14 protein-coding genes are annotated in these 19,332 nt (G+C 65.6%); 6 read left to right on the forward strand and 8 right to left on the reverse strand.

The window, feature by feature from the left end; all coding sequences use genetic code 11:
- Positions 1–2 precede the first annotated feature (2 nt).
- The 3 genes from IHE49_RS06320 to IHE49_RS06330 form a co-directional block, all read right to left on the reverse strand.
- Positions 3–944 carry a substrate-binding domain-containing protein gene (locus IHE49_RS06320; protein ID WP_192155987.1) on the reverse strand — a complete coding sequence of 314 codons (942 nt, stop codon included), beginning with the start codon at positions 942–944 and terminating at the stop codon, positions 3–5.
- Positions 945–1,109: 165 nt separating this feature from the next.
- Positions 1,110–1,658, reverse strand: coding sequence for a DsrE family protein (locus IHE49_RS06325; protein ID WP_192155988.1), 549 nt, complete (start codon positions 1,656–1,658; stop codon positions 1,110–1,112).
- Between the two features lie 186 nt (positions 1,659–1,844).
- Positions 1,845–2,663 carry a helix-turn-helix transcriptional regulator gene (locus IHE49_RS06330; RefSeq protein ID WP_192155990.1) on the reverse strand — a complete coding sequence of 273 codons (819 nt, stop codon included), beginning with the start codon at positions 2,661–2,663 and terminating at the stop codon, positions 1,845–1,847.
- 168 nt (positions 2,664–2,831) lie between these two features.
- On the opposite strand from IHE49_RS06330, the gene IHE49_RS06335 reads away from it, so the two are divergent.
- The 5 genes from IHE49_RS06335 to IHE49_RS06355 all read left to right on the forward strand — a co-directional run bounded on the left by IHE49_RS06335 (position 2,832) and on the right by IHE49_RS06355 (position 7,974).
- A complete protein-coding gene (locus tag IHE49_RS06335) occupies positions 2,832–3,080 on the forward strand; it encodes a hypothetical protein (protein WP_192155991.1) in 249 nt (82 codons plus the stop codon).
- A 74-nt stretch (positions 3,081–3,154) separates the two neighbouring features.
- A complete protein-coding gene (locus IHE49_RS06340; RefSeq protein WP_192155992.1) occupies positions 3,155–3,613 on the forward strand; it encodes a MarR family transcriptional regulator in 459 nt (152 codons plus the stop codon).
- Positions 3,614–3,636: 23 nt separating this feature from the next.
- Positions 3,637–5,109 carry an efflux transporter outer membrane subunit gene (locus IHE49_RS06345; RefSeq protein WP_192155993.1) on the forward strand — a complete coding sequence of 491 codons (1,473 nt, stop codon included), beginning with the start codon at positions 3,637–3,639 and terminating at the stop codon, positions 5,107–5,109.
- A 9-nt stretch (positions 5,110–5,118) separates the two neighbouring features.
- The gene (locus tag IHE49_RS06350; RefSeq protein ID WP_192155994.1) at positions 5,119–6,300 is read left to right on the forward strand and encodes an efflux RND transporter periplasmic adaptor subunit; all 1,182 of its coding nucleotides are present in this window, start codon (positions 5,119–5,121) and stop codon (positions 6,298–6,300) included.
- Positions 6,301–6,444: 144 nt separating this feature from the next.
- The gene (locus tag IHE49_RS06355; RefSeq protein ID WP_192155996.1) at positions 6,445–7,974 is read left to right on the forward strand and encodes a DHA2 family efflux MFS transporter permease subunit; all 1,530 of its coding nucleotides are present in this window, start codon (positions 6,445–6,447) and stop codon (positions 7,972–7,974) included.
- Between the two features lie 82 nt (positions 7,975–8,056).
- Here the strand turns inward: IHE49_RS06355 and galA are convergent, their stop codons facing one another.
- Positions 8,057–10,600, reverse strand: coding sequence for a beta-galactosidase GalA (gene galA / locus IHE49_RS06360; protein WP_192155998.1), 2,544 nt, complete (start codon positions 10,598–10,600; stop codon positions 8,057–8,059).
- 192 nt (positions 10,601–10,792) lie between these two features.
- Here galA and IHE49_RS06365 point away from each other — a divergent pair, with 192 nt between their 5' ends.
- Positions 10,793–12,205: a serine hydrolase domain-containing protein gene (locus IHE49_RS06365; protein ID WP_192156000.1), complete on the forward strand. Its 1,413-nt coding sequence runs from the start codon at positions 10,793–10,795 to the stop codon at positions 12,203–12,205.
- A gap of 51 nt (positions 12,206–12,256) precedes the next feature.
- Here IHE49_RS06365 and IHE49_RS06370 read toward each other — a convergent pair whose 3' ends face one another.
- The 4 genes from IHE49_RS06370 to IHE49_RS06385 form a co-directional block, all read right to left on the reverse strand.
- Complete coding sequence (locus IHE49_RS06370; RefSeq protein WP_192156002.1) at positions 12,257–13,114, reverse strand: DUF817 domain-containing protein; 858 nt, start codon at positions 13,112–13,114, stop codon at positions 12,257–12,259.
- Between the two features lie 180 nt (positions 13,115–13,294).
- Positions 13,295–16,468, reverse strand: a complete 3,174-nt coding sequence (locus IHE49_RS06375; protein ID WP_192156004.1) for an efflux RND transporter permease subunit — start codon at positions 16,466–16,468, stop codon at positions 13,295–13,297.
- Positions 16,469–17,294: 826 nt separating this feature from the next.
- Entirely contained in the window at positions 17,295–17,666 is a 372-nt protein-coding gene (locus tag IHE49_RS06380; protein WP_192156006.1) for a nuclear transport factor 2 family protein, read from the reverse strand.
- A 58-nt stretch (positions 17,667–17,724) separates the two neighbouring features.
- On the reverse strand, positions 17,725–19,329 hold the full coding sequence (locus tag IHE49_RS06385; protein ID WP_192156008.1) for a peptidase S10: 1,605 nt from the start codon (positions 19,327–19,329) through the stop codon (positions 17,725–17,727).
- Between the last annotated feature and the right edge of the window lie 3 nt (positions 19,330–19,332).

Genomic DNA, 19,332 nt, shown 5'->3' on the forward strand with positions numbered 1-19,332 from the left:
CCTCATTTCGGCGGCTGGAAGCCGTACTTGCGGTAGATCGCCTGCGCCGTCGCGCCTTGCATGAAGTCGAAGAAGTCCTTCGCCGCCTGCGGATGCGGCGCAGCCTTCAGACGCGCCACGGTGTAGATGCCGACCGCGTTCTGCGCCGCAGGTATCACCACTGTCTCCACCGGGTGATGCAGGATCTGCTGCTGGAAATACGCTTCGGTCGACCACACCGGTGCCGCGTCCGATTCGCCCTGCAACACACGCAGCGGCGACTGGCGGTGGTGGATGGTGGTGAGGAAGGTGCTGCCGTCCTGCACCTTGGTGACCATGATGGCGCGGTCCAGCGCGTCGCCGCCGGCCTTGCGGTAGCCATCCTCGATCTGTTTCGCGATGCCTTCCCACGCAGGGTTCGGCATGCTCACGCGCACGTCCGGGCGGCCGAGGTCCTTCAGTCCTTCGATGTGCTTGGGATTGCCCTTCGCCACGAGGATCGCCAACGGATTGCGCGCGTAGTCGGCGCTGGCTGCGAACCAGCCGTGCTGCCCCTGCAGGCGCTCGACCGCGCCCTTGCCGGCCGTATAGACGTCCGGCTTCAAGGCAAGACGCAGGTTGCCCATCACCAGCACGCCGCTGTCGATCTGCTTGGCAAGGATGCCGGGCGGCAGGGTTTCCACGAATACGCGCTGGTATTCGGGGTGCGCCTGCTTGAAGGCGGCGACCAGGTCGTGCACCACCATGAACTGGTTGCCGGCGAAGAACACCGTGAGCTGCGGATCGACCACGTCGCCGTGCAGGTCGGCGATGGCATCGAACGGCGGCACGCTGAACTGCATGCCTTCCGGGGGTGAGTTCCACGGCGGCAGGTAGTCGGGTTTGGTTTGGGTGGCGGCCTGGGTGGTGCAGGCGATACCGAGCAAGGCGGCCAGCCACAGGGGTCGTGAGAGTGCTCGTTTCATCGGGTATCTCTTTCAGAGCAGGAGCGCGTGTTTGATGCCTGAAAAGTGCGTCCTGCACTTTTCAGGCTCGCCGAATCCGGCTTGGCCGGATTTGGCTCCGCTCGATCAGGCGAGTGCTGCGCCTGATCGACGTCGGGCCTTTCCATGGTCCGAGAGTCTCCCGTGTCAGAGGGGCATCAGGGCATAACCCTGTTGCTGCAGTTCGGTGATCGTGGTGAGCGCGGACAGCGCCAGCGTGACGTGGCTGTCCATCCAGAGGTAGTCGAACTTGTGCTCAGCCCACGCCTGCCCGCATACGGCCACGTCGACGCCGTGCTTGCGCAGCTCCTCGATCACCGGCAGGTTGGGGTTGGCCACGCCGAACTGCTGCCGATAGGCGGCGTCGCTGAGCGCGATCGGCGTGGCCGGGCCATAGGCGATGGCCACGAACTTCAGGTGGTCCAGCGGCACGCCGGCCTGCACGTACAGGTTCACCGAGCGCGCCACGCGATCCAGCGCGGGGTTGACCTGGTTCGGCTTGTCGGAGGCCTTGGTGAGGCTGAACACCACTTTATAGGTGGCGTTGCGATCAGGCTGGTAGGCGGCTTGCGGCAGCGCGTGGATCTTGCCGGCACTGGCGATGGTGGGGGTTTGCCAGAAGCCGCTGTCGTCCGCCATGGCGGTGGCAGGCAGCAGGCTGAGCACGAACAAACCGGTGAGCAACGGACGGAACATGGCAACTTCCCCATTCATGGCAACGCGGACAGGCGTCTTCGCATGCTATGCCCGCGCGCAGCGATAAGCCAAGACGGTTTTCGTGATTCGGGCGATAGATGCGACTGATGTGCCGGGAAGCGTGGCCGCATGGGTTTCGCGTTCGGGCAGCGCACTGGTCATCAGCCCGCGATGGATGAGCGTGCCTCAACCGGCCAGCGTCATCGCCCGTTCGAAGTAGCGGGCCGGCGACTGCCCATAGGCACGCCGGAACATGGCGATGAAGGCGCTGGTGCTGGCGTAGCCGGTGGCCTCGGCCACCTGCGCCACCGGCATGCCTTCGGCCAGCCGTTCCAGCGCGCTGCCCAGCCGTGCCTGTTGCCGCCATTGCGCGAAGCTGAGCGCGGTCTCGTGGCGGAACAGCCGGCTGAGGCTGCGCACCGACAGGCCTGCGCGCTCGGCCCAGGATTCCAGGCTGCGGTTGTCCTCGGGCGCCTGCAGCACTGCGTGGGCGATGCGCAGCAGGCGACGGTCGACCGGCATCGGCAGGTGCAGCGGTTCCTGCGGAGCGCGGCGCAGTTCGTCCAGCAGCACGGCGCATACCCGTTCCTGCTCCGGTTCCAGCCGTTCGGCGAACACCCAGCTGCTGGCGCGCCGGACCAGCGCACGCAACAGTTCGCTGCTGCCGATCACGCAGGGGCGCCCGGGTAGGCCGGCACAGGCTTCGGGTGCAAGGAACACGCCCCAGCCGCTCATCGGCCCGCTCACGCTCACCGTGTGCAGTTCGCCCGGCGGCATCCAGCCCGCGCGGTGCGGCGGCAGTCGCCACGAACCGTAGCGGGTGCGTGCATGTACCAGGCCGCTTTCGATGCAGTAGATCTGCCCGCGCACATGGCGGTGCCAGTCGTGCATGCGGGTTTCACCGCGCTGCTCGCTGACCGCCTCGCCTTCGTCCCAGTAGGCGATCACGGCGGGGCCGTCGGCGCGTTCGATACGGTCGTGCAACTGCTCATGCCAGGTGCCCATGTCCGCTTCTCGCTATTTGTTGACCAAATAACGTTATCAGTTCGCAGGCCTGCGTGCGTAAGCTGGCGGGCGCCACCAGCGCCTGCCGCTGGCTTGCGTCGCCGCTGCCGTCGCTCGCGGTTCCCCACCTCCCTGTCGCCATCCCGGCGCCCTACCGGAGAAACCCGCATGTCCACGTCCACGCTGTCTGTCGCTGCCCCGTTCCGTTCGCCGCTGGAAACCTTCGTTGCCTGCGCCCACGAAATGCTCGATCCGGCCACACCCGAAGCCGTGCGCCGCCGCGCCGAACCCCGCCTGCTGGCCGTGCTCCCCACGCTGCAGGCCCTGGGCGTCTTCGAGCTGTTCACTCTTCGCGATACCGCCCTGCGCCGGCTGGTGCAGGACGAGCTGGAGGCGCGACGGACGGGCCACGGTTAAATTTTGCCGAAACAAAATTGGCCTTACACATATTTGCCTTGACAAATATTCTCGCGGCAATAGAATGCGCGTCTGTGAACACCGAATCGACCACCATCGCCCCTCTCCGCGAAAGCCTCGGCGTGCTGCTGGGTCTCGTGCGCGCCGAACTGGTACGTGCCATGGAGGCGGAAATCGCCACCAAGGGTCTGGATCTGAAATTCACCCAGTTCCTGATACTGAAGCGGCTGGCCCTGCTGGGGCCGATGAGCGCCACCGAACTGGCCCGCGCAGTGGAACTGGATGGCGGCGCGATGACGCGCCAGCTCGATCAGCTCGAGCGCAAGGGGTACCTGCGCCGTTGCCCGCACGAACAGGACCGGCGCGCACTGCGCATCGAACTGACCACCGAAGGCAACGCGCTGTGGCAACACCTCACCAGCTGCAACGATCGGGTGCTGGCCGCGGCGCAGGCTTCGCTGAGCGTAGACGAGCGCGCGCAGCTGCACGATTACCTGGAACGCGTGCTTAGCGCGCTCCGCACCAAGAACTGACTTTCCAACGAGACCGAAAGCTCATGCGCCTGCATCTCCTTGCGGCAGCGGTCGGACTGACCATCGCACTGGCCGGCTGCGCCAGCGGCGGCGGCCTGCATCCGGACGGCACGCCGATCGACCCGTCCTCGCTGAAGACCACGCAAAGCCTGGCGAACATGCCGGCCAATGCGACCTGGCCGTCCGCCGACTGGTGGACGGGTCTCGGCGATCCCCAGCTCGACGCCCTGATCACCGAAGCGCTGGCCGACAATCCCTCGCTGGCGGTGGCCGATGCCCGTGCGCACCAGGCGCAGGCCGTGGCAGGCGCGAGCGACGCCGCGCGCCAACCCACCTTCAACGTGGGCGGCAGCGTGGCCGACGCGCGCATCCCCACGACTCTGCCGGGGCTGGGCAACGGCCACCTGACGCCGGCCCGCTACGTGTACGGCAGCTTCAACTGGGACATCGACCTGTGGGGCGGCAAGCGCGCCGCCTGGGAAGCGGCGGTGGGCCAGGCCCGCGCCGCCGAGGTCGAGGCCCGCGCCGCGCGCGTGGAGCTCTCCACCAATCTGGCCCGTGCCTACGTGCAACTGGGCTACGCCTATACCCAGCAGGATCTGGCCAAGGCCGAGCTGCAGCGCGCCGATGCCGCGCACCGGCTCACCGCGCAGCGCGTGGCCGCCGGCATCGACAATCAGATGCAGCTGAAGCAGGGCGATGCCGAAGTGGCGAGCGCGCAGGAGCAGCTGGCCGTGGCCGCCCGCGCGATCGATTCCGCGCAGTCGGCGCTCTCGGTGCTGCTGGGCAAGGGCCCGGACCGCGGCCGCGAGATCGGCCGCCCGCACCTGCTGTCGCCCGCCGAGCTCGCCGTGCCGGCCAACCTGCCGGTGGACCTGGTGGGCCATCGCGCCGACCTGGTCGCCGCGCGCTGGCACGTGGAAGCCGCCGGCAAGGACATCAAGGCCGCCAAAACCCAGTTCCTGCCCAACCTCAACCTGGGCGCGATGGTCGGTCTGATCTCGATGGGTGAGGCCAGCCTGTTCCAGCTGCCGGCACGCTTCTACGACGTGGCACCGGCGGTGAGCATGCCGATCTTCGACGGCGGCCGCTTGCGTGCGAACCTGTCCGGCAAGGACGCGCAGTACGAACTCGCCGTGGCCCAGTACAACCAGACCCTGGTACGCGCCATCAACGATGTCGCCGACGACGTCGACGCCCTGCAGTCGCTGCAGCAGCAGGCCGAAGCGCAGCAACGCGCGCTGACCGCGGCGCAGGACGCCGAGCAGCTCGCCGAGCAGCGCTACAAGGCCGGCGTGGGCAGCTACCTGGAAACGCTCACCGTGCGCCAGCAACTGCTCGTGGCCGAGCAACGCATGGCCACGCTGAAGGCACAGCAAAGCGACCAGTCCGTGCAACTGATCCTCGCGCTCGGCGGTGGCTACCGCCCCGGTGCGGACCAGTCGCCGCCGACGTCGAACACCCCCGATTCCCCCGCATCCGAACAGCATCACTGAGGCAGACCCATGTCCAGCCAGAATCCCACCGCGGCCCCTGCGCCGCAGAACAACAAGCGCGGCTTCCTGCTGCGCGCGCTCGCCGTGGTCGTGGTGCTTGCCGCGATCGCCTGGGCCGTGTGGTACTTCCTTGACGGCCGCTGGTACGAAGGCACCGACGATGCCTACGTGAGCGGCAACGTGGTGCAGATCACGCCGCAGATCCCCGGCACCGTGGTCACCATCGGCGCCGACGACGGCGACCTGGTGAAACAGGGCGATGTGCTGGTGAAGCTCGACAAGTCCAACGCCGACGTGGCGCTGGCCAGCGCCAAGGCCAACCTTGCCGCCACCGTGCGCAAGGTGCGCGGCCTGTACAGCGCGGTCAACGGCGCCGAGGCCAGCGTGGCGGTGCAGAAGGTGGCGGTGCAGAAAGCGCAGGCCGACTACGACCGCCGCGTGGCACTGGCGAAGACCGGCGCGATCTCCGCCGAGGAGCTGTCGCATGTACGCGACGCGCTGACCGCCGCGCAGAGCGCGCTGATCACGTCCGAGCAGCAGTACCAGACCAACAAGGTGCTGGTGGACGACACCGTGGTCGCCTCGCACCCCGACGTGCAGGCCGCGGCCGCGCAGTTGCGCTCCGCCTACCTCGACGATCTGCGCACCACCATCGTGGCCCCGGTGACCGGCTACGTGGCGATGCGCTCGGTGCAGCTGGGCCAGCGCATCGCGCCCGGCACGCCGCTGATGGCCGTGGTGCCGCTGCACCAGGTGTGGATCGACGCCAACTTCAAGGAAACCCAGCTCACCCACATGCGCATCGGCCAGACGGTGGAGATCACCTCCGATGTGTACGGCGGCTCGGTGAAGTACGACGGCAAGGTGGAAAGCCTGGGTATCGGCACCGGCAGCGCGTTCTCGCTGCTGCCCGCGCAGAACGCCACCGGCAACTGGATCAAGATCGTGCAGCGCATCCCGGCGCGCGTGGTCTTCACCGACCCCGCCCAGCTGGACAAGCATCCGCTGCGTATCGGCATGTCGTTGGACGTGGCGGTGAACCTGCACGACCAGAACGGCCCGATGCTGGCGCAGCAACCGCCGACGCAGCCAGCCTTCAGCACCGACGTGTACGAGCAGCAGGCGGCCAAGGCCGACGCGCTGATCAGCGAGATCATCCACGCCAACATGGCGGGTGGCAGCGGCAAGTAAGCATCAGGCCCTTCTCTTCCTGGAGAGGGGCCGGAAGAGGGTTCTGCGAACCGGTGACGCCACGCTCGCCCGTACCCTCTTCCGTCTTTCGGGCACCCTCTCCAGGGAGAGGGAACCTGTTGAATCCATCACCGGCACGGTTCCATGAGCACCCATTTCCGTCCACCGAATCTCGCCGTCACCACGATCGGATTGTCGCTGGCCACCTTCATGCAGGTGCTGGACACGACCATCGCGAACGTGTCGCTGCCGACCATCGCCGGCAACCTCGGCGTGAGCAACGACCAGAGCACCTGGGTCATCACCTCGTTCGCGGTGAGCATGGCGATCGCGCTGCCGCTGACCGGCTTCCTCACCCGCCGTTTCGGCGAGGTGAAGCTGTTCGTGTGGTGCACCCTGCTGTTCTCGTTCACCTCGTTCATGTGCGGCGTGTCGCAGAGCATGGGCATGCTGCTGCTGTTCCGCGCACTGCAGGGTGCGGTGGCCGGGCCGATGTATCCGATCACGCAGAGTCTGCTGATCGGTACCTATCCGAACGAGAAACGCGGCATGGCGCTGGCGCTGCTGTCGATGGTGACCGTGGTGGCGCCGATCGCCGGCCCGATCCTGGGCGGCTGGATCACCGACAACTATTCGTGGCCGTGGATCTTCTTCATCAACGTGCCGATCGGCATCTTCGCCAGCGTGGTGGTGGCGAACCAGTTGCGCGGCAAGACGGAGCGGCTGGAGCGCCCGCGGGTGGACTACGTGGGCCTGGTCACGCTGATCGTCGGCGTGGGCGCGCTGCAGATCGTGCTGGACAAGGGCAACGACGAGGACTGGTTCAACTCGCAGTTCATCGTGATCACCAGCATCGTGTCTGCGGTCGCGCTGGCGGTATTCCTGATCTGGGAGCTCACCGACAAGGATCCGATCGTCGACCTCAAGCTGTTCCGCCACCGCAACTTCACCGCCGGCACGCTGGCGCTGATCCTGGCCTACGCCGCGTTCTTCTCGATCTCGCTGCTGGTGCCGCTGTGGCTGCAGCAGAACCTGGGCTACACCTCCACCTGGGCAGGTTTCGCCACCGCGCCGCTGGGCATCATCCCGGTGCTGCTGACCTTCTTCGTGGGCAAGTACGCCATGCGCACCGACCTGCGCATGCTGGCCGCCGCCTCGTTCGTGGTGATGGGCGCCACCTGCTTCATGCGCTCCAGCTTCTACCTGCAGATCGACTTCTACCATGTGGCGATCGTGCAGCTGTGGCAGGGCCTGGGCGTGGCGCTGTTCTTCATGCCCACGTTGACCATCCTGCTGTCCGACCTGCAGACCAACGAGATCGCCGCGGGTTCGGGCCTGGCCACCTTCTTGCGCACCCTGGGCGGCAGCTTCGCCGCCTCGATCACCACGTTGATGTGGACGCGTCGCGCGGTCAGTCACCACGAACAGCTCGCCGAGCAGATCAACCCGTTCAATCCGGCTGCGCAGACAGCGCTGCAACAGTACGGCCACGGCAGCCTGCAACGCGGCGCCAGCGCGCTCAACGGCATCATCACGCAGCAGGGCTTCCAGATCGCATTCAACGAGATCCTGCACGCGCTGGGCTGGATCTTCCTCAGCCTGATCGTGGTGATCTGGCTGGCCAAGCCGCCATTCACGCCGAAGGCCGGCGCATCGAGCAGCGGCGGACACTGACGGCGCAGGTCGCCGGCTTCGGTCCGGCCACGTCGGATGGGCTGCCATTCCTGATAGCGGAATGGCGCGCCCGGCTTTCAGGTTAGGCGACGACCCGCCGCGGCGCCGCCCTCTTCGTCGCGATGGTCAGTGATGCGGGCGTAAGCGCTTCGGCGGCCGGGCTTTCCTCGACGGCCTCGATGCGGATCGAGCCGGCATCGGTCGCCGACTGCACGATGACCTGCGCCAAGCCGTTGAACAGCGATCGCCTCGGCTCCTTGTCGCTTTCGTGGCAATTGGGGTCGCCGTTGCCCACGCCGATCAGCTTGCCCGCGCCGGAAATGCGGAAGGCGATTTTGTTGTTCGCCGTCGGCACCGGGCGCCCATGTTCGTCGAGCACGTCGACCGTGATCATGGCCACGTCCTGCCCATCGGCATCGATCTCCGGACGATCGGCGGTGAGTCGCAGCTTGCGCGCCGCTCCGGTGGTTTCGCGGCGCTCCACCAATACGGTCCGGCCGTCTCTGCGGCCGCGTGCCTCGATCACGCCGGGAGCGTACGCGACCTTCCATTGCACGTGGCCGAAGCGAGGCACCTGCTGGATGCCCAGGCTCTTGCCGTTGAGCAGCAGCTCGACTTCGTCCAGGTTGCTGTAGACCCACACCGCGATTTCCTGGCCCTCCCTGCCCTGCCAGTTCCAGTGCGGGAATACGTGCAGGCTGGGCGCCTTCGTCCACCAGGCCTTGTAGTAGTAGTAATAGTCCTTGGGGAAGCCGCACAGGTCGACGATGCCGAACTGCGAGCTCACGGAAGGCCAGCCGTACGGGGTCGGCTCGCCGCGATAGTCGAAGCCCGTCCAGGCAAACCCGCCGGCCAGCCAGTCGCGAGTGCCGTAGAAGCTCCACCATTGCTCCGGCGTTTCGCCCCATTCGACCACGCCGTCGTAGCTGTTGACCGTGTTCTTCTTCGGATCGGTCGCGTATTCGCCGCGCGTGGCGATGGCGCTGGAGGTCTCCGAACCGTACACCGCACGCTTGGGATGCTCCCGGTGGAACACATCCGGATACTTCAGGTTGTAGTTGAAGCCGATCACGTCGAGTGCGTCCGACACGCCTTGCTCGTTGTTGCCGTTGACCGCCGCCGACACGACACGGGTGGGATCGAGTTCGTGGCAGCGCTCGACCATCGCTGCGCCGATGCGTTCGCCCTGCTGTTCCAGCGCACCCTTCTGTAGGCGCCATTCCTCGTTGCCGATCGACCAGAGGATGACCGATGGCGAGTTGCGGTAGCGCTTCACCATGGTCTCGAGCTGCTGCATGCCGCTGGGGCTGGAACTCATATGACGCGTCTCGCACATCATCATCATGCCCATGCGGTCGCAGGCGGCCACCCATTCGGGCGTCGGCATGTTGTGCGAGGTGCGCACGGCATTGCAGCCCATGCCCTGCAGCACGCCGACGCGGAACGATTGCAGCCGGTCCGGCAAAGCCGCGCCCACGCCCGCATGGTCCTGGTGGTTGCAGGTGCCCTGGATCTTCAGCGGCTTGCCGTTGAGGAAGAAGCCGCGGTCGGGGTCGAAGCTCGCCGTGCGTATGCCGAACGGAAACTGCTCGGCGTCGCGCGTCGCGCCGTCGACGACCAGCTTGACCAGGGCCGTGTAGAGATGCGGCTCATCGGGCGACCAGAGCTGCGGCGCATCGATGTGCGCCGTCGTCCTGCAGTCCGTCGATGCGCCGGGCGCAACCGCCTGCGCGGGCGTCGTCGCCTGTGCGATCACTCGGCCAGAGGCGTCGGTGATGCTCCATTCCAGCGACGCCTGCACTGCATGTCCGCCTTCGTTCTCGACGATGCCGGCCAGTTCGAGACTGGCCGCGTCGCCTTCGACGGCCGACCGCACCACGCTTTCCCAGCGGCCGAGATGCACCGGGTCCATCTTGGTCAACCAGACATGGCGGTAGATGCCGGCGCCCTCGTAGAACCAGCCGTCGCCGAAGCTGGCATCGACGCGCAGGGCGACGACGTTGCTGCCGCCGTAATTGAGGAAATCGGTGAGGTCGAAGCGGAACGGCGTGTAGCCGTCGTCATGCCGGCCGATGAAGCAGCCGTTGACGAACAGCACGATGTCGCGCATCGCGCCATCGAACTCGATCCAGATGCGGCGACCCCGATCGCTCGCAGGGATCTCGAACGTGCGCCGGTACCAGCCCACGCTGGTCGCCGGATAGCGGCGCCCGAGCGGCTTGTACCCGTGCGAGGTCAACCTTGTGTCGTCATCGCCGGTGTCGTCGTGGACGGACGGCAGTTCCACGGCCCAGTCGTGCGGAAGATCCAGCGCGCGCCAGCCGGCGGCGTCGAAATCCGTGGTGGCGATCTTGAAGTCACCCGTCTTGGAAAAATCGCCTTGGCCGAACCCGTAGCCGAAGTCCTTGGTGGGATCGTCGCCGTTGCCGAACGCGAAACGCCAGTCGAAATCGAGCAGCCACTGCTCGCGCGGCGCCACGGGCAACTCGCCGCCATGCGCAGGAAGCAACGACTTTCCCGCTGGCCCGCTGCCGATGCCGGCAGCCCACAAGGCGCGCGGCAACAGGCAGGATCCTGCCAATCCGATGCCTGAAAGGATGAAAGTGCGGCGCGTAGTATCGACCATGGGATTCGGTTCCGGGCAGCCTGCGATTCCACGAAAGCTACTCGTTGCAGCGACAATTTCCAAGGTTGTTTGGCGAATTTGTAGTATTTCCGGCATGGACCGGAATGTGGATGGCCGGATGGCGATCGGCACGCGGATCGGCGATGGGGCGGTGCTATGGTGTGCGCCTCTTTACAAGCGCCGAGGCCATCCATGCGAACGATTCCGGGATTTGTCCGTCTGCTCTGCCTGACCGCGCTGCTGGCATCGTCCGGCGCATCGGTGTTTGCACAGGATGCCTTGCCTGCCGACCTGTCCGCGAAGATCGACAAGGTTGCCAACGATGCGCTGGCCAAATCGGGCATACCCAGCGCTTCGGTCGCGGTGGTGCGCGATGGCAAGATCGTCTACGCCAAGGCCTATGGCGACGCGCGCCTCGATCCGAAGACGCCGGCCACGTCCGCGATGCGCTACAGCGTCGGTTCGATCAGCAAGGAATTCACCGCAGGTGCGATCCTGCTGCTGCAGCAGGAAGGCAAGCTCAGCCTGGACGACAAGGTCGCGAAGTTCTTCCCCGATCTCACCGATGCCGATCACATCACGATACGCCAGATCCTTTCGCACACAGCCGGTTACCAGGACTACTGGCCGCAGGATTACCTGATGCCGGCGATGCGCCAACCGACCACGCCGGCGCAGATCATGGCCGGCTGGGCGAAGAAGCCGCTGGATTTCGCGCCGGGTACGCAGTGGCAGTACAGCAACACCGGCTACGTGGTTGCCGGCGCCATCGTGCGGAAGGTCAGCGGCCAGGATCCGTTCGCCTTCCTGCAGCAGCATGTGTTCCCGGCGCTCGGCATCACCGATGCGTACGACACCGACCTGCATGCGCTGCCGGCGGCCGACGCGCGCGGCTATTCGCGCTACGCGCTGGGACCGCTGCGTCCCTCGCCGAAGGAAGGCGTGCACTGGATGTTCGCCGCGGGCGAACTCGCGATGACGGCGAGCGATCTCGCCAAGTGGGACATCGCGATGATCGACCAGAAGGTACTGTCGCCGGCGTCGTGGCAGGCGATGCAGACGGACGTTCTACTCAACAGCGGACTGAGCTCGGGCTACGGCCTCGGCGTATTCATCGGCCGCCTGGACAGCCACCGCATGATCTCGCACGACGGCGAGGTCATGGGCTTCACTGCCGGCAATTACATCTTCCCCGACGACCGCACGGCCGTCGTGGTGCTGACCAACCAGGATGCGGTGGGCGCCTTCGGCACCATCGGCGTCGGCGTCGCCAAGGCCATGTTCGAAGTGCACGATGCCGCTTCGACAAAAGCGCTCGCACAAGCCGAGACGATCTTCGATGGCCTGCAGCACGGCAAGATCGACCGCAGCCTGTTCAGCCCCAACGGCAACAGCTATTTCGACGCCACGGCGCTGAAGGATTACCAGTCCAGCCTCGCACCGCTGGGCAAGCCTACGGCGTTCACCCTGCGCGCCACGCGCCTGCGCGGCGGCATGCAGATGCGCGCCTACATTGTGGAGTTCTCCAAGACGAAGCTTTCCGTCTCCACCTACATGCTGCCGGATGGCAAGCTCGAGCAGTACATCGTGGCGTCTACAGACTGACGGCGACGCGGAAAAGGCGGGGCCGGGATGCATTGCGCGTCCCGGCCCTTTTCATTTCTTCTGCGCGGACCGGTTCATCGCCACCGTGCTCACCATCACATAGCTGATGATCATCAGCAGGAACCACGCGCCGAGTTTCGAGAGCGGCACCATGACCCAGCCCTGGTGTTGCGCTGGGTAGCGCCAGGCGGCGGTGAACGTCCCGATGTTTTCCGCGATCCAGATGAATAGAGCCACCAGCCCGAATCCCAGCAGCAGGGGCATGCGCCGGTGCACGTGGCGTATGCGGAAATGGACCCATGTCCTTCCGAACAGCAGCGCCACAGCAGCGAACAGCGGCACACGCACGTCCGGCAAGAAATGGTGCGTGAAGAAATTCGCGTAGATCCCCGCTGCCAGCCACATCGTCCAGGCCAAGGGCGGATGCCGGGTGAAGCGGAAATCGAACAGACGCCATGCGCGGGCGATGTAGCTGCCGATCGAGCCGTACATGAAGCCCGTGAACAACGGCACGCCACCGATGTGCAACAAGGCGTGCCCTGGATAGACCCACGATCCGACTGCGGTCTTGAATACCTCCATCGCTGTGCCGACCAGATGGAACAGCAGGATCACCTTCGCTTCCTCGACTGTTTCCAGCCGCGTCACCAGCAACAGGCACTGGATGGCCAGTGCCGCCAGCGTGAGGAAGTCGTAGCGCGCAAGCACAAAGTGCTGCGGATAAAAGGCCCAGGTGAGCCCGAGCAGCAGCACCATACAGCCGCCGAACAGACAGGCAGAGGCCTGCTTGGCGCCAAAGCAAACGAATTCATGCAGTACGGACGCCCAGCATCCCCGCGATTCCGCCCAGGCACCGACGCGACCATCCAGCTGCATTGCAGCGGAGGCCAGGTTGAAAGAGATGCCCATCGTCGGCTCCCGTGCGCGGCACAGCAGGCAGCCTGACGAATTCAGATAGCCATACCGATGCAGGGCATGGCAAACACGTGGCGAAGCGGCATCATTCTTCGGCCCGAGACAGCATCGCGTGGGGCGAGCAGCTTGCCGGCATCTGGTTGAAGCGCGATGCGACCATCGCAGGGATGCGGTTTACTTCGGCAATGCCGGTATCTGCTTCGCCACCTGCTTCTGCCGGCGGATCTCCTCGCGCAGCGCCTTGCGCCTGGCCTTGCGCTCGCGGCGGTCGTGCTGCCACAGGTACATCGCCGGGGTGCTGAGCAGGGTCAGCAGCTGCGACACGAACAGGCCACCAAGGATGGCGATGCCCAGCGGCTGGCGCATTTCCGAGCCGATACCGAAGCCGATGGCCAGCGGCAGCGCAGCGCCCATCGCCACCAGGGTGGTCATGGTGATCGGACGGAAGCGCACCAGCGCGGCCTCGCGGATCGCTTCGGGCGGCGTCTTGCCGTGCTCGCGTTCGGCGACGAGGGCGAAGTCCACCATCAGGATCGCGTTCTTCTTCACGATGCCGATCAGCATCAGTACCGCGATCACCGACATCACGGTGAGCTGGGTATGTGTCAGCAGCATGGCGAGGAAGGCGCCCATGCCGGCGGCGGGCAGGGTGGAGAGGATGGTGAGCGGGTGGATCAGGCTTTCGTACAGGATGCCCAGCACCACGTACATCGCGGCAATCACCGCGACCAGCAGGAACAACACGTCGCTGAGCGCTTCGAGCAGGTTCTGGTTGTCGCCGGTGTACTTCTTCTGCACGCCGTCCGGCAGGTTGGCGGCGTAGATCGCCTGGTCCACCAACTTCATGCCATCGATCTGGGTCACGCCCTTGGCGAGGTTGTAGCTGATCGCGGACGATTCGATCTGGTTGAAATGGCTGATGGTGAGCGGCGCGGTGATCGGCTTGATGTGCGCGATGGCGGACAGCGGGATCATCTTGTTCTGCGCGTTGCGCACGTAAGTGTTGAGCAGCGCGTCGGGACTGAGCGAATCGGCCTTGTCCGAGGTGAGCACCACGGAGTACTGGCTGATGTCGGAATAGATCGTCGATACCGGCGTCTGTCCGAAGGATTTGTTCAGCGCGTCGTCCACCTCGCCCATGCTGATTTGCAGGCGCGATGCCGCGTTGCGGTTCACCTCCAGCATCTGCTGCTTGCCGATGGTGTCGTAGCTGGTGGTGACGTCGCGGAACTGCTTCATGCCGCGCATCACCCGCGCCACGGCTTGCGTGGGCTGCTGCAACGGCAGGCCGTTGTTGCTGCTGAGCTGGAACGTGTACTGCGGACCGCTGCTTTTCCCGCCGCCACCGCCGCCCAGGAACTGCACCGGCGTCACCGACACCTCCATGTCGGCCAGGCTCTTGAACTTCGCGGCCAGCCTGTCCGCCACCTGCTGCGCGGTGTCGTGACGATCGTTCTTGCCGTCGCCGTGCGGCTTGAGGTCGATGAACAAGGTGGACGTGTTGCCGACGGAGCCCGGGTTGTTGTTGCCGCCAAGGATGGTGGTGGCATCGAGTACGGCAGGTTCGGAGAGCACCGTGTCGATGATGTCCTGCGTGCGTTTTGCCAACTGTGTGGGCGAAACGTTGGCGTCGGCTGAGACCTGGGCCTGCAGCAGGCCGATGTCCTCTTTTGGCATGAAGCCGCCGCCGGCGGTCATGCCCACCAGCACGGCCAGTACGATGGTGAGTATCAGCAGGATGGGCGGCTGCCAGCGCATCAGGCGGCGATGCTTCATCGCCCAGTCCAGCCCGCGTTCGTACAGGCGCAGGAACGACTGGTCGAAACGCTCGGCCCATTGCTCCATGCGGCCCGGCTTGCGCGCCGGGGTGTCGTGTTCGTGCGCCAGCCAGTGCCCGCACAGCGCGGGGGTGAGCGTAAGCGACACCAGCGCGGAGATCACGATGGTGGCGATCAGCGTCACCGAGAACTCGCGCATCAACATGATGAACATGTTGTTGCCGAACACCATCGGCCCGAACACCGCGATCAGCGACAGCGTGATCGAGATCACCGTGAAGCCGATCTCGCGCACGCCGGTGAACGCGGCCTCCAGCGGCGACATGCCCTGCTCCATGTGGCGCACGATGTTCTCGATCACCACGATGGCGTCGTCCACCACGAAGCCCACGCACAGCACCAGCGCCACCAGCGACAGCGTGTTGAGCGTGAAGCCCATCGTCCACATCAGCACGAAGGCGCCGGCCAGCGACAGCGGCACGCTGAACATGGCGATCACCGTGGGCCGTGCGCGACGCAGGAACACCAGCATCACCAGCGCCACCATCACCACGCTCAGCACCAGCGCCACCTCGACCTCATGCAAGGCGGTCTTGGTGGTGTTGGTGAGGTCGAAGATCGGGCGGATCTGCACGTCCGCCGGCATCAGCGCATGCAGTTCGGGCAGACGGGCGAGGATGGCCTCCACCGTGGCCACCGAGTTCGCCTCGGGCCGCTTGCTGATCTGCAGCAGCACAGCGGGCTGCCTGTTGAACCAGTTCGCGGCGTACTGGTCCTGCTGGCCGCCGGTGATGGTCGCCACGTCGGCCAGATGAATCGGCACGCCTCCATGGCTGGCGACGATCAATTTGGCGAAATCGTCCACGGTGTGCAGCGAGTCGTTCATGCTCACGGCGAACTGCGTGGTGCCGTTGCTGAGCGCCCCCTGCGGCGCGGTGACATTGGCCGCCGTCAAGGCGTTGGATATGTCGTTCGCGGTGATGCCGACGTGCGCCATCGCATTCGAATGCAGCGCCACGCGCACTGCATGCGGCGAACCGCCCACCTGCACCTGCGCCACGCCAGGCACCTGCGCCACCGCCGGTTGCAGCAGCGTGTCGGTGAGGTCGTAGAGCTTGTCCGCCGACATGCTGGCGGATGTCACCGCGATCAGCAGGATGGGGATCTGCGACGTATCGGCTTTGAAGTACTGCGGCGGCGAAATGCCGGTGGGCAGGTCGGGCATGGCCGCATTGATCGCCTGCTGCACGTCGCGCGCGGCTTCGTCCGAATTGCGGCTCATGTCGAACTGGATCTGGATCTGCGAACCGCCTTCGCTGGAGTCGGACGACATCTGCTTGATGCCGGGGATGCGGCCCAGATGCCGTTCCAGCGGCGCTGTCACCGTGTTCGCCATGGTCTGCGCGCTGGCGCCGCTATCCGTCGCTATTACCCCTACGAAGGGGAACTCGATCGACGGCAACGCCGCCACGCCCAGCAACAGATAGGCCCAGAGACCGGCAATGGCCAAGCCGATCGCCAGAAGCGAGGTGCCGACGGGTCGGCGGATCATTGGGGCGAAGATGTTCACGTGTCCTCCGTGGCGCGCAGCATAGCGGGTGACCCTGCGCGGCATGCAGTGACAAGAGTCAGTTCCCGGTGTTGCGCCCTTTATGACGCGGCTTGCGCGGCGATGTATGTGCCTGAAGACGGGCCCCTGCCGAAAGGCAGGGGATGCCGTTCATGGATATATCGCCAGCGGCGAAGCGGTTTCGTGTCGCCGCTGCGGCCGAGCCAAGCCAAACCGGCACAAGGCGTCCGTGGTTTGGCTCCTCATCACGGCGCAGGCCGGACCAAATATGCAGGGCACGGAACGCCCGCAGGGCGACCCGAAGGAGCGAGCGTAGCGAATCATCCAGTAGCGACTACGCTTGTCCAAACTCTACCGTCACTGGATGACCAGCTTCGCTGTTGTGAAGCTCCTCCGGCCTGCGCCGGAATGACGAGCGCGTGGGGTCTTCGTTTCGGGTGGATCTTCAGTTTCCAGATACGGTGCGGCGTGGCCGTCTCGTCAATCGCCTAGGCGGGGAGGACTCCGAAATCCTCGACACGGCCTGCTCGTAGTTCAGGTGGACTGAATCAGGCCGTTTCTCTTGGCTACTGCTCTTTGCCCCGGGCATTCCCGGATCGAGTCCGCGACAGGCTAGGCCCTCCGTCCTTCCGCCGGCTTCGCCGTTCGCCACTGCTCCTGCGATGACGTGGCCAGCAAAGAGAAGCAACTCGGGCGCCGGCAGGCGTCCGAAGCCGCTCCGTTACTTGCAAACGATCCCAAGCAACCCGCAACCGACACCAAACCGAAAGTCACCGCGGACACCAATCCTCATCCCAAAAAGGGAAGGGGCATATCTCCTCAAACTTCAACCGCTATGGTCAGCGATATAAACCAGCCGACCATCATGCTGCCGAAACTCGCTGCGCCCCTCCATCACGATGGACTGCCCCGCCCGCACCCCATTGGGCAGGTCGATGGCAAAGGTCCCTTCGAAGCGGATGCCGGCATACCCGCACCCGTCCGCCTCGCGCCAGGCAGTGACGGTCTGCCGGCGCATCGAGAACAAATGGCGCGAGCTTTCGGCGAGGTGCCGCAGTTCGGCGATGCCCATGGTGCGCAACGCCAACACGCCGCCGGTGTAGTTCTCGAACACCACCTCGTCCTGCATCGTCGCCAGCATGGCGTCGACGTCCATGCGGTTGTAGGCATCGAGGTAGCGGTCGACCAGGGCGCGCATGCGGTGGTTCCAGGTTGGCGGGGCGTGCATTTCAGCACGCGCCCAACGCGCCTGCCAGTCAGTGTTTGACGTTGTCTGTGCTCTCGATGAAGGCCGCCACGTTGTCGTGCAGCAGCTTCAGCGAGGGCACATGCGCATACACCATGTGGCCCGACGGGTACCAGTGGTAGGAGATGTTCTGCTGCAGCGAATCGGGGATCGGCAGGTGACGCATCTCGTACTGCGCCGCGAAGAACGGCGTGGCGAGATCGTAATAGCCTCCGTTGAGCATCACCTTGAGGTTCGGATCGGTCTTCATCGCCGTGGCCAGGTCCGGCATCACGTTGGTGGACTGCTGCAACGCCTCGTGGCTGCCTGGCGCGCGATGCGACATGTCCCAATGGGAAATGTCGGCGTATTCGCGGTAGGTCTGGCCGTCGCCGTATTTCAGGTCCTTGCGCACGTAATCGTTGAAGGCGGCGATGTAGGCGGAACTGATCGCCGAGGACTGCGGGTCGTAGTCGGACTCCTTGCCCAGCGGATCCAGCGCCGGACCGGAGAAACGGGTGTCGAGGCGACCGGTGGTGGTGTCGTCGTCCGCCTGCAGCTCGTGCTCGAACATGCCACCGCTGACGCGCAGGTTGGCCTTCACCCAGTACACCGCCGGCACACCGGTGTAGCGGTACAGCTTCTCGGCGATGGCCTGCTTGCGCGCGGCGTCGAGTTGCGAGCCGGCGATCAGCGCCTGTGCGTATTCGCCGGTGGCGAACTGCTCCACTTCGCCGATCAGGGTCTCCACGTCGGCGGGCGGCGAGGGCAGCTTGTGGTGGTACCAGGCGGTCGCGGCGTAGGTGGGCAACGCCAGCCAGTAGGGCTGATCCACGCCTGGGTTGGTATCCGGGCCATCCACGCTGTTGTCGAAGCTGAGGATCTGCGACAGCAGGATCACGCCGTTGAGGTCCACGCTGTCGTCGTTGGTGAGGATGTTGGCCACCACCGCCGAGCGCGTGGTGCCGTAGCTCTCGCCGAACAGGTACTTCGGCGAATTCCAGCGCCCGTACTTCGACAGGAACTGGGTGATGAACTGAGCGAACGCATGGCCATCGCCGTCCACGCCATAGATCGCCTTCTCGCGATCCTTCATCTGTTCGGCGCGCTTGCCAGGATCCTTGTCGTCGGCAACCAACCGGCTGAAGCCCGCGCCCGGCGCGTCGATGAACACCAGGTCGGAGGCGTCAAGCAGACTGAAGTCGTTATTGACCAGCTGGTACGGCGCGGCCGGCGTGTGGGAGTCGTCCGCGGTCACCACGCGCTTCGGTCCGAACGCACCCATGTGCAGCCACACCGTAGCCGAGCCGGGGCCACCGTTGTAGATGAAAGTGACCGGCCGCTCGCCCGCCTTCGCGCCCTTCTTGAAATAGGCGGTGTAGAACATGCTCACCGTGGGCTCGTGTTCTTTGTCGCCCGAGCCGTGCAGCACCAGGGTGCCGGCCACGGCCTGGTAGCGGATGCTCTTGCCTTCCACGCTCACCGAGCCTTCGCTGGTCGAAGATTGCGGCGTGGTCAGCGCCGCCTCGGGCGTGCCGGCTTGCGCGTCCTTGTCGGCCTTCTTGCCGGTGTCGGCGGCCACGGCGGTGCTGAGCAGCAGGGCGGCCAGGGCCGCGGCGAGGGGAAGCTTGCGCATGGG

This window comes from Rhodanobacter sp. 7MK24 (genome assembly GCF_014842995.1).
Taxonomy (GTDB): Bacteria; Pseudomonadota; Gammaproteobacteria; order Xanthomonadales; family Rhodanobacteraceae; genus Rhodanobacter_A.